A 13,893-nucleotide genomic window follows, 5' to 3' on the forward strand; every position below is an offset into this window, starting at 1 on the left:
ATGCTTTGGACAGACTGTCTAACTCGTTTGCGACAAGAGCTTTCGGGAAATGTCTTTACCATGTGGATTCGCCCTCTGGTTGCTGAAGAGCTGAACGATACTTTAAGACTCTATGCACCCAATCCGTATTGGACCCGCTATATTCAGGAACATCATCTGGAGCTGATTACGATTTTGGCCGAACAGATGTCCGAAGGCCGGGTACGTAAAGTCGAGATTCTGGTGGATTCACGTCCGGGTGCAATCTTGTCAGCCAATGAACAGCCAGCAACCACCACGGCTGCATTGCAATCTGTTCCGGCAGTTGTTTCCAAACCGAAAAAAGAAAAAGATGAAACGGGCAGTAAAAACAGCCGTAAACGTTTACTCAATCCCTTATTTACTTTTTCACTATTCGTTGAAGGCCGTTCCAACCAGATGGCAGCTGAAACCTGCCGTAAAGTGTTAACCCAGTTGGGGGCTTCACAGCATAACCCGCTATTTTTATACGGACCGACCGGTTTGGGTAAAACCCATCTCATGCAAGCTGTCGGTAATGCCCTGTTACAGGCCAAACCCAATGCACGGGTGATGTATATGACGGCCGAGAGTTTTGTACAAGATTTTGTCAGCTCTTTACAGCAAGGCAAAGTGGAAGAGTTTAAAAAGAATTGCCGCTCGCTTGATCTGTTGTTGGTGGATGATATTCATTTGCTGGCCGGTAAAGAAGCCAGTCTGGTGGAGTTTTTTTATACCTTTAACGCGCTATTGGATGAATCAAAACAGATTATCCTGACTTCCGACCGTTATCCCAAAGAATTGACTGAACTGGATGCACGTCTGGTTTCACGTTTTTCCTGGGGCTTATCGGTCGGGGTGGAACCACCGGATATTGAAACCCGAATTGAAATTTTGTTGAAAAAAGCCGAAAGCAGTGGGGTGGAGTTGCCGCGTAACTGTGCCCTGTTTATTGCCCAGCAAGTGGTAGCCAATGTTCGTGAGCTGGAAGGTGCGCTGAACAAAGTGGTGGCGATTTCCCGTTTTAAAGGCACACCGATCGATCTGGATGTGGTACGTGAATCGTTAAAAGATGTGCTGGCCATTCGTGCCCGTACCATCAGTACTGAAAATATCCAGCGGGTGGTGAGTGAATATTTCCGTATTCCTTTAAAGGAAATTGTCGGTCCCAAACGTACCCGGATTTATGCCCGTCCACGTCAGCTGGCCATGGGCTTGGCACGTGAACTGACCGGGGACAGTTTCCCCGAAATTGGCATGGCCTTTGGTGGTCGTGACCACAGTACCGTGATGCATGCCTGTGAAAAAGTCATCAGTCTGCGTGAACAAGATCCGATCTTTAATGAAGACTATAAAAACCTGCAACGGCTGTTGCAAAGCTGATCTGATTTGATCAAATTCTATTCTTGCAATGCGGCATATTCTGCCGCATAGTACACTGCTAAAAAACACATTTATTTATTTTCATCTTCAGTTGTTAGAGGAATGTACCGTGCGTTTGAAAATCGCGAAAGAAAGCTTACTTAATGTTCTGTCACATGTCGTAGGAGCGGTTGAACGTCGCCATACTTTAAACATTCTGTCTAACGTAAAAATTCAAGTAAACAATGAATCCTTGACCATTACCGGTTCCGATCTGGAAGTGGAACTGGTGGCCAGTACCACACTGGCTGAAGGGGCTTGCTTGCAGGCAGGTGAAACCACTGTACCTGCACGTAAACTGATGGATATCTGTAAATCCTTGCCTGCCGCGGCATTGATTGACCTGCAAATTACTGAAGATCGCTGTATTTTAAAATCAGGGAATAGCCGCTTTGTACTGGGTACTTTGCCAGCTGAAGATTATCCATTGTTAAGTACTGAAAATGCCCAAGGTACGCAAGTGACCGTGACTCAGCGCGAGTTAAAACGACTGTTTGAAAAAACGGCTTTTGCAATGGCTGTGCAGGATGTCCGTTTCTATTTAACTGGTACCTTACTTGAAATTGACCAAAATCAATTGCGTGCTGTAACGACTGATGGTCACCGTTTAGCGCTGTGTGAAACGGTTGCACAATCTACTGCAACTCAGCCGATTCAGGCGATTGTGCCTCGTAAAGCGGTAGCAGAATTACAGCGTCTGCTTAGCATTGAAGATGAGCAATTGTCTTTATTGATTGGTCGTGAACTGTTAAATGTGACCATTAGTACCCCGAGTCGTGATAAAGAGCAGGGCGATATTACCGTTCGTTTCACGACTAAACTGATTGATGGAAAATTCCCGGATTACCGTCGCGTGATTCCACGTGGTGGCGATAAAAACGTATTGATCGCGCATGATGTATTCAAGCAATCCTTGCAACGTGTGGCCATTCTCAGTAATGAAAAATTACGTGGCGTGTTCCTGAATTTTGGTGCCGATTCTTTGCAGCTGCGTGCCAATAACCCAGAGCAAGATGAAGCGATTGAAGATTTAGCCATTCAGTATGCAGATGCACCGATGGAAATGTCTTTCAATGCCCAATACCTGCTTGATGTGCTGAGTGTGTTAGATGGTGAAGATGTATCGATGACCATGACTGAAGCGAATCAGTCGGTATTGGTGCATGATCCGGCACAACAGGACCAGACCTATGTTGTAATGCCAATGCGTGTTTAATTTACCGATATTGAATCAGATTTAACCATGCATATTACGCGTTTAAATATAGAACGTGTTCGAAACTTAAAGACGGTTGCACTCCATGAGTTGCAGCCGTTTAATGTCTTTTATGGGCAAAATGGTTCAGGTAAGACCTCGATTTTGGAAGCCATTCATTTGCTGGCGACCGGGCGTTCTTTTCGTACCCATATCCCGAAAAATTATATTCAGAATGAAACCAGCGATGCGATTGTGTTTGCACAATCGGCAACGGAAAAAATTGGCATGCAAAAGCTGCTCTCCGGTGAACAGCTGATTAAGGTCAATGGCGATCATATCGCGACCCAAGGTCAACTGGCCAAAATACTGCCTTTACAGCATATTGATCCGCAAAGTACCGACATTATCGATTATGGTGCCAAACCGCGCCGGCAGTTGCTGGATTGGCTGATGTTCCACGTGGAACCGGATTTTTATCATGCCTGGCAGTACTATGCACGTGCCTTAAAGCAACGTAACAGCTTGTTGAAATCGAGCAGAAATCTCGGTTTGCATGATCTGGAACCATGGAACAAAATGTTGGCTGAATATGGCGAAATGCTGAATTCGCAGCGTAGCGGCATTGTCGAGCAGTGGAAAGTTTATTTTGAGCAGGATTTGCAGCACTTGCTACCCAATCTTGCGGTTGAACTGGAATATATGCCTGGCTTTCATACCGAACAGGGCTTGCTGCATGACCTGACTGTGCATCATCAGAAAGATGTGGATCGCCGTTATACTGAATACGGTCCACATCGTGCCGATTTACGTTTAAAAACAACGTTGGGCGATGCTGATGTGGTGCTTTCACGCGGTCAGAAAAAGCTCTTGATTATGGCTCTAAAACTGTCACAGATTGCAATGCTACATGCCTGTAATAAGGAAACTGTGGTATTATTAGATGATCTGACAGCAGAATTAGATTTAACTGCACAACGACGATTAATTGAGCGATTAAGCCAGCTGGGTAGTCAAGTTTTTATTACCACTTTAGAACATGAATCGGTCAAAAAACATTTACATGATTTGTCTATTTCATATCAATTATTCAAAGTTGAAAATGGTCAAGTTCAGGTTGTTGTGCAATAACTTTTTAAATTTTACCCATCTTTGGATAGACCTATATTTCACTAGGGAGAAACCATGAGTTCAGAAGATCAAGCTGCTTCTCAAACAGAACCAACCCATGAAAAAGCTTATGATTCCTCTAGTATCAAGGTATTACGTGGCCTCGATGCTGTGCGTAAGCGTCCAGGTATGTATATTGGCGATACAGACGATGGCTCAGGCTTGCATCACATGGTGTTTGAGGTGGTCGATAACGCCATTGATGAAGCTTTGGCAGGTCACTGTGACGAAATCCTGGTCACCATCCATGAAGATGAGTCAGTCAGCGTATCCGATAATGGTCGTGGTATTCCGACAGATATTCATCCTGAAGAAGGCGTATCTGCAGCTGAAGTGATTTTAACTATTCTGCATGCCGGCGGTAAGTTTGACGATAATAGCTACAAAGTTTCTGGTGGTTTGCATGGTGTAGGTGTTTCGGTCGTCAATGCCTTATCGAGCAAACTGGAATTAACCATTTACAGAGCCGGTCATATTCACCAACAAGAATATAAACATGGTGATCCTGTCTATCCACTCAAAGTCGTGGGTGATACCGACAAAACCGGGACTACTGTTCGTTTCTGGCCAAGTGCCGAGACCTTTAGTCAAACTATTTTCAATGTTGATATTTTGGCGCGCCGTTTGCGTGAGCTTTCATTCCTGAATGCCGGTGTGCGTATTGTGCTACGTGATGAACGTATCAATGCAGAACATGTGTTTGATTATGAAGGTGGTTTGTCTGAATTCGTAAAATATATCAACCAGGGCAAAACCCATCTGAATGATATCTTTCATTTTACTGTGCAAGCAGACAATGGCATTGGTGTAGAAGTTGCCTTGCAATGGAATGACACGTATCAAGAAAACGTGCGTTGTTTTACCAATAACATTCCACAAAAAGATGGTGGTACACATTTAGCTGGTTTCCGTGCTGCTTTAACCCGTGGCTTAAACAGCTATATGGAAAGCGAAAACTTGCTCAAAAAAGAGAAAGTTGCTGTATCGGGTGATGATGCACGTGAAGGTTTAACCGCGATTGTTTCGGTAAAAGTGCCTGATCCTAAATTCTCTTCACAAACCAAGGAAAAACTGGTTTCAAGTGAAGTGAAACCTGCTGTAGAGCAGGCGATGAACAAGTCATTCTCGGAATACCTGCTGGAAAATCCGCAAGCAGCAAAATCGATTGCCGGAAAAATTATCGATGCTGCACGTGCGCGGGATGCTGCACGTAAAGCGCGTGAAATGACCCGTCGTAAGAGTGCGCTGGATATTGCCGGTTTGCCAGGTAAACTGGCGGACTGTCAGGAAAAAGATCCGGCATTGTCTGAATTGTACCTGGTCGAAGGTGACTCTGCGGGTGGTTCTGCCAAACAGGGCCGTAACCGTAAGATGCAAGCCATTCTGCCACTGAAAGGTAAAATCCTGAACGTAGAACGTGCACGTTTCGACAAGATGATCTCGAGTCAGGAAGTCGGTACGCTGATTACAGCGTTGGGCTGTGGTATTGGTCGTGAAGAGTACAACCCGGACAAATTACGTTATCACAAAATCATCATCATGACCGATGCTGACGTTGATGGTTCGCACATCCGTACGCTACTGTTGACCTTCTTCTTCCGTCAAATGCCTGAACTAGTAGAACGCGGTTATATCTATATTGCACAGCCACCGTTATATAAACTGAAAAAAGGCAAGCAAGAGCAGTACATTAAAGATAATGATGCGCTTGAGACTTACCTGATTTCTAACGCAATTGATGAGTTGGAACTGCATGTCAGCGCCGATGCACCTGCGATTCGTGGTGAGTCTTTAGCAAAAGTCATTGCTGACTATCAGACTTCACAAAAGAGCTTGCAGCGTTTAACGCTACGTTATCCAGCAAGCTTGCTGGATGGTTTACTGGGCCTAGATGCGTTCAAGTTAGACCATAGTCATGATGAAGACTATGTGAAACAGTGGTCTGAACAGTTGCGTGCTGCTATTGAAACGTATCAACCAAGTTTACGTCCTGAAATCACGCTTGAAGTGTTTGAGAAAGAACATGCAGACGGTAGCAAAGTGGTGCATTACTGGCCACGTGTAACGGTGTATGTGCACAACTTGCCGCATCATTATTTACTGGATACCGGATTGCTCGGTTCAAGTGAATACAAGCGTTTACTGCAAAATTCGAAGAGCTGGTTTACCTTGCTTGAAGAAGGCGCTTATTTGCAGAAAGGTGATCGCAAGATTCAGGTGTCGACCTTCCATCAGGTTTGGCAGCACATTTTATCTGACTCACGTCGCGGCATGATGATCCAGCGCTATAAAGGTTTGGGTGAGATGAATGCGGAACAGCTGTGGGAAACGACTATGGATCCTGAAAACCGTAACATGCTGCAGGTGACCATTGACGATGCCATTGAGGCAGACCGCATGTTCTCCTGTTTGATGGGCGATGATGTGGAACCGCGTCGTGCCTTTATTGAGGAAAATGCCTTAAATGCGGATATTGACGCTTGATGCATTGATGAGTGAAATTGTAAAAAAGCATCCTTCGGGATGCTTTTTTTATGCTGTTTTTATTTTAATTCGATTAATTTTTAGCCATCTTTGTTTTTATTAAAATGACGTATTCCTCTGTCATGATGATTCCAAATAAAGAGGAAATCATCATGCAATATGACGAGGTGAGCACTATGGACCAAGAACTGGAACAGATCCGCGATATCTGGACTCAGGCCTTTTTTAGCGGAAATTATGAGGTGCTGGCTCAGTATGAACATGAACAGTTCAAAGTGGTCTACGAGCAGGAAGGTCGCGTGGAAAGCAATTTTGTTCGCTATGACCGCATTGCTCATGCCGTGAAAAATGGTGTCTGGAAGCCGCAAAAACTCGCAGTTGAGTTTGAAGAATTTGATTATGATGAAGATTTAAAGCATTGCCAGGTCTGGATTGGCTTGCAGAATCATAAACAAATTCGGGAATTATGGGTCAATGAGAGCGCCTGGAAAATCATTGAACTCAGGTTTTTAAAACGCAAAAAACAGCTCAGGATAAGTCAAAAAACTAATTTAAAATGACGAGTATAGTGTGGATAAGTTTTTAAGCTGCCATTTCAGCTCAATAAAAGAGTAAAAATTAACTTATCCATAGCATAAGGCGATATTTTATTTTAAATTTAAACTTGAATTTTAAGTGGTTGTGGATAAATTTTTTAAATTTAAAAGCAGATTTTGAATTTAAATTTATTTTAAGAGGGTTTTTGAATTTAAAACCTGATCATGTTGTTTGATTTAAAATAGCTTGTCATAGCTGGGTAGAATGGCTATATAGAGTGGTTGTGTAGAATAGAATGGTTGTGTAGAAAAATTAAAAAATCGCAGCACACCTTAAATATTGTGCTGCGATCATAAAATAAACGTCACTTTAGCTTTACTTAAGAATGGAAAAATGCCTTATTCAAAAGAACTTTCCAGCTCTTCCAATTCCATCATTAACTCTAACATCTGTTCTTCCGCCGTTTCCAGCTGGCTTTTTAACTGAGTTTGCTCATTCATCAGCTTGAGTAAATCATCTTTACGACTGGCTTCATATATTGCCGCATCACCCAGTAATACTTCAATTTCAGCTAAACGGGGTTGCAGCTTGCTGATCTGTGCTTCATTTTTTTCAATATTTTTACGAATCGGTCGGCTCAGTTCACGGCGGCGCGCAGTTTCTTTACGTTGAGCTTCTTTATCGAGTTTTGAAATTGCCGGTTTTACTTCTACTTGTGACTTCACGGGTTCAGCAGGTTTCTGACCATTTTTCATGAGGTCAATCCGTGCCTGACGTAACCAGTCTGCATAAGCAACCAAATCACCATCAAATTCACGGCATTGACCATTGTGGACTAATAACAATTCATCACAGACGCTGGCAATCAATTGACGCTCATGCGATACCAACACCACAGCACCTTCAAAGTCCTGTAAAGCCATGGTCAGGGCATGACGCATATCAAGGTCCAAATGGTTGGTCGGTTCATCCAGAATCAATACGTTTGGACGTTGCCATACAATTAAAGCCAAAGCTAGGCGCGCACGTTCACCACCAGAGAAGCCTTCACTTGGGGTGTCCATACGTTCGCCACTAAAACCAAAGCTACCGAGGAATGAACGTAAAGTTGCTTCACTGATTTTTTTGTCCGCGATTCGTGATAATTGCAGCATTGGACTGGCACTACCATCTAGGGCATCCATTTGATGCTGGGCAAAATAACCAATATTCAGTAATTCGGAATCTTTGCGTGTTCCTTTGAGCAGTTTCAGGTCACCGACCAAAGATTTGATTAATGTCGATTTACCGGCGCCATTCATCCCGAGTAAACCAATCCGGCTGCTTGGTGTTATTTGCAAATTGACATTGGTTACAATCAGCTTGTCACCATAACCAATATCTGCATGTTCCAGTTGCAGCAGAGGTGAGCTCATTTTAGTCGGTTCACGGAAACTGAAGGTAAATGGTGTATCTACATGTGCAGCAGAAAGTTCCTGCATACGTTCTAATTGTTTAATCCGGCTCTGTGCCTGTTTGGCTTTGGTGGCTTTGGCCTTAAAGCGATCAATAAATTTTTGTAAATGTGCCCGTGTTTCAAGCTGCTTTTCATACGCTTGTTGTTGTTGTGCCAGACGTTCACTACGTGTACGTTCAAAGGTAGAATAATTTCCGGTATAGAGCATCAGTTCCTGATTTTCGATATGTAAAATATGATCGGTAACGGCATCAAGAAAATCACGGTCATGCGAAATTAAAATCAGGGTGCCTTCATAGGCTTTTAGCCAGTCTTCCAGCCATAAAATTGCATCCAAATCGAGATGGTTTGTCGGTTCATCCAGTAACAGCAAGTCTGAACGGCTCATCAGGGTGCGGGCCAGATTTAAACGCATGCGCCAGCCACCCGAGAAACTGGAAACATCCAGTTGTGACTGATGTTCAAAGAAGCCCAAACCGGCCATCAATTGTGATGCTTTTGATGGAGCAGAGTAGCCATTAATTTCGTCAAAGCGGCCATATAAATGTGCTAACTCATCGTTATTAAGGGCTTCAGGATGTTCCAGTTTATGCTGGATGTCCCAATATTCTTCATCTCCAGACAGGACAAAATCGATGGCCTTCATCTCCAGCGCTTTAATTTCCTGAGCCATATGAGCCACCGTCCAGGCAGCAGGACGGGTCAAAGAACCGCCATCTGATTCCATGCCACCCAATAATGCGGCGAACAGGGTCGATTTTCCTGCACCATTGACACCGGTTAGGCCAATTTTCCATCCTGGATGTAGCTGCATAGACGCTTTTTGAAATAAAACACGCCCACCGCGACGTATAGAAAGTTGATCTAACTGAATCATTGAAATATCTAAATGAGAAGAATAATGTGCGTATTCTAAAGGAAGCCACTCAGAAAAGAAAAAGGCAGTGCATGATTCTTTTTTATAAAAGCATGATTTTAAGTAGATGAATAAAAATGTGACAAATTGTGCAAAAAAACAGCCTTTCGTCAGAAAGGCCTCAGCAGCTCTATTTTTAGTATAAAAACAAAATTATAGTAATTTTCTAAGATAAGTAAGCGAAAAAGAATAAGGCACATCATGAAAAAAAAGACTTTTATTTTATCTATGCTCACACTTTTGAGTTTTTCCAGCTTAGCGCAGGCAAAACAGAATATCTGTGTATTTGATTTACTTGGGAAAGCAGGTGAGTCTTATAAATTAATTGAAGAATGGGCCTTAACCAGTAAAAACTGGGGAGCCGAGGTCAATCTAATGCCCTATCAAGACGAAGCCAAAATTGAAAAAGATTTTAAGGTCGGTGTCTGTGATGCTTTTTACATGACCTCAATGCGTGCCCGCGCCTATAACAAATTTGCCGGTTCAATTGATGCACTTGGTGGCGTTCCAAGTAATCAGATTGCACAAAAAGCCATTGCTTTTGTGTTGGACAAACGTAATAAAAAGCGGCTGACCAGTAGCATTGCCAATGAGAAATATGAGGTGGCAGGAATTGGGCAAATTGGTACTGCCTATCTTTTTGTACGTGATAAATCAATTAATTCTATAGAGAAGGCACAAGGTAAAAAATTTGCCATTCTGCACTATGATCAGGCGCAAAAAATTGTTGTCCAGCGTATTGGTGCAGTGCCGGTGATGGCTGATATTTCTAATTTTGTGAAGAAATTCAACAATGGTGAAGTCGATATGATTGCGGCACCCGCTTATGCCTTTAAGCCGCTAGAAATTTACAAAGGTTTAGGCTCTAGCGGGGCAATGATTAATTTTCCGGTCGTCAATGTGACTGCCGATCTGGTGATTCGCCCGGAGAAATTTCCTGAAGGTTTTGCAGATCAGTCACGGAGTTGGTTCGTAAAACTTTTACCGAAAAGCTTTGCTATGGTGAAACGCCTGGAAGCGGAAATTCCCGCCAGATATAAAGTCAATTTAACTAAGGAAGATCATGATAAATATCAAAAATTATTACGAGATGGACGTTTAGACCTGACTAGGCAAGGAATTTATGAACCGACCATGATGACGGTGCTGAAAAAAGCCCGTTGTACGGTAGAGAGAACCAACTTTGAGTGTTCATTAAGCGGTGAATAAATCCATCATTATTGTATTCATTTGTAAAATAGCGCAAATTTCATAAATTATACCTAAAAATCGCTGTTACATAAGTTTATGATTTTTATTGCTAACTTAAAAAAATGAAAAACGATTGGCATTTTAAGCCTGATTAATTGGAGTAAATACTCTATTTTTTTAGAATGAACTTGCTTAATATTTGTGGCGTGAACGGATACTCGTCAAACAACAAGATTCTAAAAGGACCGAAATAATGAAAAAAATGATTTTCACATTAACAACATTTGCTGCTGTAGGCTTAGCGAGTACAGCACAAGCTGCTAAAGTCGATGTCTGTGTATTTGATTTACTGGGTAAATCGGGTGAATCTTTTCAAATGGCTCAGGAATGGGCATTGGCTGCCAAAGGATGGGGGGCAGAAATTAATCTTATTCCACGTCAAGACGAAGCGGTTGCTGATAATGACTTTAAAGCCGGTAAATGTGACGGCGTGTTTATGACCGCGATGCGTGCTCGTCAATACAATAAATTCGTAGGCTCTATTGATGCTCTCGGTGGTGCACCAAGTAATGCGATTGCTCAGCGTGCCATCACTTTTGCTTTGGATAAACGTAATGCGCCGAAAATGGTCAGTAATTTAGGCGGCAAAAAATATGAAGTGGCGGGTATTTCACCTTTAGGTTCTGCTTTTATTTTTGTACGCGATAAAAAAATTGACTCGATTGAAAAAGCAGCAGGTAAAAAATTTGCGGTATTAGGTTATGACGATGCACAAAAAATTATGGTGCAACGTGTAGGTGCGCAAGCGGTGATCTCTGATGTATCTAACTTTGTCGCAAAATTCAATAATGGACAGGTCGATATGGTAGGTGCACCTGCCTATGCCTATAAACCTTTAGAAATTTATAAAGGTTTAGGTTCTAATGGTGCGATGTTTAATTTCCCTGTACTCCAGGTGACCGCAGATTTTGTGATCCGTCCAGACCAATTCCCGGCAGGCTTTGGTCAAAAATCACGTGACTGGTTTGTGAAAAACTTACCAAAAAGTTTTGCCCTAATTAATCGTCTGGAAGCCAATATTCCGGCCAAGTTTAAATTGAACCTGACTGCAGAAGATAAAACCAAATATCAAAAATTATTGCGTGAAGGCCGTATGGATATGACCAACCGCGGTATTTATGATCCAGGCATGATGGGGGTTTTGAAAAAGGCTCGCTGCTCTGTCGATAAAGCCAATTTTGAATGTTCACTTGGTGGTGAATAGTATTGATTTTTAAAAAGAAAGCCTAGATTAAATCTAGGCTTTTTTGTTACTAGTATTTTGTCATTTTTGCCATTGTGGTGAGTAAAAAAAGGCGTAATCTTAAAATAATAGTAAAATTTTATCAGCCACAAAAACAATTCTTCAAGTCGGCTGCTGGCTGATGAATAAAAAAAGCAAAAACGATTCAATTCAAGATTGAATAAAATAATAAAACAAGGAAGAAAAAAATCATGATGCCATGCTCTAAAACACTGCTGCTTGGTCTGGGTTTGTGTGCTGTCACCAGTATGACTCAGGCCAAACAGGTTATTTGCGTATTTGATTTGGTGGGTAAAAGTGGGGATGTTTTTGCCCTGATGAAAGATTATCAATTGGCAGCCAAAAATTGGGGTGCCGATATTGAATTACGTGTAGGCCAAAATGAAGCAGTCATCGCTGAAGATTTTAAAGCTGGAAAGTGTGACGGGATCAGTGTGACCGGTATGCGCGGTCGTCAGTTTAACCATTTTACCGGTTCACTGGATGCTATTGGTGCGATTCCCGATTTAAAATTGGCAGTAAAAGTGATGCAGGGTTTAGCCAATCCAACTTTTGCCAAACATATGCTGAATAGCAAATATGAAGTGGTGGGTGTGATTCCAGTCGGCGATGCCTTTTTAATGGTTAATGATCGTAATATCAATACCGTGGCGAAAGCTGCAGGCAAAAAAATTGCCGTGCTTGATTATGATGAAGCGCAAAAAATTATGGTTCAGCAAGTGGGTGCACAGGCGATTAGTGCAGATGTCACCAATTTTGGCGCTAAATTTAACAATGGTCAGGTGGATATTATTGGTGCACCTGCTGCCGTATTTAAACCTTTAGAACTGTATAAGGGTTTAGGCAATAAGGGCGCAATTGTGAATTATCCTATTTTACAAGTCACCGGTAATGTGATTATCCGTCCAGATAAATTTCCGGCAGGATATGGGCAAAAGTCACGTGAATGGGTGAAAAGCCAGTTACCTCGTGCCTTCGGGATTTTAGGCAAAATGAAAGCCGATATTCCGCAAAAATACTGGATGCAAATTCCTGAAGCAGATAAAGTGGGCTATCAAAAATTGATGCGCGAGTCGCGGGTCGATTTAACCAAACGCGGCGTTTATGATAAACGTATGATGAAATTACTGTGGCAATTCCGTTGTAAGCAAGATCCGAAGAATTTTGAATGTAGTCTGCAGGATGAAAATTATAAAAAATCTTGAGAAAAATAGTCTGATTTAACTTTAAATCTGTAAATACTGACCATATATTGGGTATGCTATACTTAATATATGGTCTTTTATATTTCAAGACAGCTGAATTGAACAGAGGAATCCCACATGAATGCCCAAGCTCTGGTGTTGACCGACAATGCTGCGAATAAAGTACGCCAATTGCGTGATAGCGAAGGCAACCAAGAATTAATGTTACGCGTTTATGTTACAGGTGGCGGTTGTTCCGGTTTCTCTTATGGCTTTAACTTTGCTGAAAGCATGAATGAAGATGATGCTGAATTTGTTAATGGCGATGTGAAAATGCTGGTCGATTCACTGAGCTATCAATATCTTGTCGGTTCAGAAGTGGATTATGTAGAAGGTCTGGAAGGTTCACGTTTTATCGTGCACAACCCCAATGCAACAACCACCTGTGGTTGTGGTTCATCTTTTTCAATTTAATCGAATAATCAAATATAAAAAGCCCTCCAAAAATGGGGGCTTTTTTTATTGCAGTTCAGCCTGCTAAATTGCTGTTGCAAGCTATTTAAATTATTAGGCTTGCAGTTTTGCCGCTTCTAGAATATCAAAAATAACCGTAGTCACATCTTGGCTTAAATCGCGATTGTTAAAAATTTCATAAGCACTAATGGTGATATCGGTATCGCTTGGCAGTAAACGTTGTTCTTCTTCAATCAAATCTTGAATAGGCAACAGGGTCTGTTTGACTTGCAAATGCAGAATATCTTTATATTCTATATTTTCATCTTCAAGTTCAATCAGTTGCTCATTGAAATACGGCAAAAGAATGGAATGGAGATAAGGTTGAATCTCAATAATATCAAAAATTTCAATATCACGAGTCTGTTCAATCGTACTGATGTGATCATTTACTTCAATAAGAATATGGTAGTAACTCACATGCATCTCCAGAGGTTTCTGTTGTCATTTCTGGTTATTACCATAACACGAAATTTGCCTGATTGCCGATATCTTACTATTCATAGACTTATAAAAAGTAAGGTT

Annotated in this window: 11 protein-coding genes; 9 read left to right on the forward strand and 2 right to left on the reverse strand. The window is 41.9% G+C overall.

Annotated features, from left to right (window positions below; all coding sequences use genetic code 11):
• The 5 genes from dnaA (at position 1) to JFY49_RS00025 (ending at position 6,828) form a co-directional block, all read left to right on the forward strand.
• The gene (gene dnaA, locus JFY49_RS00005) at positions 1–1,380 is read left to right on the forward strand and encodes a chromosomal replication initiator protein DnaA (protein WP_086197589.1); all 1,380 of its coding nucleotides are present in this window, start codon (positions 1–3) and stop codon (positions 1,378–1,380) included.
• A 109-nt stretch (positions 1,381–1,489) separates the two neighbouring features.
• Positions 1,490–2,635 (forward strand): DNA polymerase III subunit beta, encoded by a 1,146-nt coding sequence (gene dnaN, locus JFY49_RS00010; RefSeq protein ID WP_180043243.1) that lies wholly within the window; start codon positions 1,490–1,492, stop codon positions 2,633–2,635.
• A gap of 27 nt (positions 2,636–2,662) precedes the next feature.
• Positions 2,663–3,745, forward strand: a complete 1,083-nt coding sequence (recF, locus tag JFY49_RS00015) for a DNA replication/repair protein RecF (RefSeq protein ID WP_180081884.1) — start codon at positions 2,663–2,665, stop codon at positions 3,743–3,745.
• Between the two features lie 54 nt (positions 3,746–3,799).
• Positions 3,800–6,268: a DNA topoisomerase (ATP-hydrolyzing) subunit B gene (gene gyrB, locus JFY49_RS00020; protein WP_086197586.1), complete on the forward strand. Its 2,469-nt coding sequence runs from the start codon at positions 3,800–3,802 to the stop codon at positions 6,266–6,268.
• A gap of 176 nt (positions 6,269–6,444) precedes the next feature.
• Positions 6,445–6,828: a hypothetical protein gene (locus JFY49_RS00025; RefSeq protein ID WP_086197610.1), complete on the forward strand. Its 384-nt coding sequence runs from the start codon at positions 6,445–6,447 to the stop codon at positions 6,826–6,828.
• 375 nt (positions 6,829–7,203) lie between these two features.
• On the opposite strand, the gene JFY49_RS00030 is transcribed toward JFY49_RS00025, so the two are convergent.
• Positions 7,204–9,138, reverse strand: a complete 1,935-nt coding sequence (locus tag JFY49_RS00030; RefSeq protein ID WP_086197585.1) for an ATP-binding cassette domain-containing protein — start codon at positions 9,136–9,138, stop codon at positions 7,204–7,206.
• Positions 9,139–9,378: 240 nt separating this feature from the next.
• Here JFY49_RS00030 and JFY49_RS00035 point away from each other — a divergent pair, with 240 nt between their 5' ends.
• The 4 genes from JFY49_RS00035 to erpA all read left to right on the forward strand — a co-directional run bounded on the left by JFY49_RS00035 (position 9,379) and on the right by erpA (position 13,329).
• Positions 9,379–10,386, forward strand: a complete 1,008-nt coding sequence (locus tag JFY49_RS00035) for a putative solute-binding protein (RefSeq protein ID WP_086197584.1) — start codon at positions 9,379–9,381, stop codon at positions 10,384–10,386.
• Positions 10,387–10,621: 235 nt separating this feature from the next.
• Positions 10,622–11,632, forward strand: a complete 1,011-nt coding sequence (locus tag JFY49_RS00040; RefSeq protein ID WP_086197583.1) for a putative solute-binding protein — start codon at positions 10,622–10,624, stop codon at positions 11,630–11,632.
• Between the two features lie 233 nt (positions 11,633–11,865).
• Positions 11,866–12,876, forward strand: coding sequence for a putative solute-binding protein (locus JFY49_RS00045; RefSeq protein ID WP_086197609.1), 1,011 nt, complete (start codon positions 11,866–11,868; stop codon positions 12,874–12,876).
• A gap of 117 nt (positions 12,877–12,993) precedes the next feature.
• Positions 12,994–13,329 carry an iron-sulfur cluster insertion protein ErpA gene (erpA, locus tag JFY49_RS00050; protein WP_086176706.1) on the forward strand — a complete coding sequence of 112 codons (336 nt, stop codon included), beginning with the start codon at positions 12,994–12,996 and terminating at the stop codon, positions 13,327–13,329.
• A 93-nt stretch (positions 13,330–13,422) separates the two neighbouring features.
• On the opposite strand, the gene JFY49_RS00055 is transcribed toward erpA, so the two are convergent.
• Positions 13,423–13,800: a hypothetical protein gene (locus JFY49_RS00055; protein ID WP_171263258.1), complete on the reverse strand. Its 378-nt coding sequence runs from the start codon at positions 13,798–13,800 to the stop codon at positions 13,423–13,425.
• Between the last annotated feature and the right edge of the window lie 93 nt (positions 13,801–13,893).

This window comes from Acinetobacter sp. CS-2 (assembly GCF_016599715.1).
Taxonomy (GTDB): domain Bacteria; phylum Pseudomonadota; class Gammaproteobacteria; order Pseudomonadales; family Moraxellaceae; genus Acinetobacter.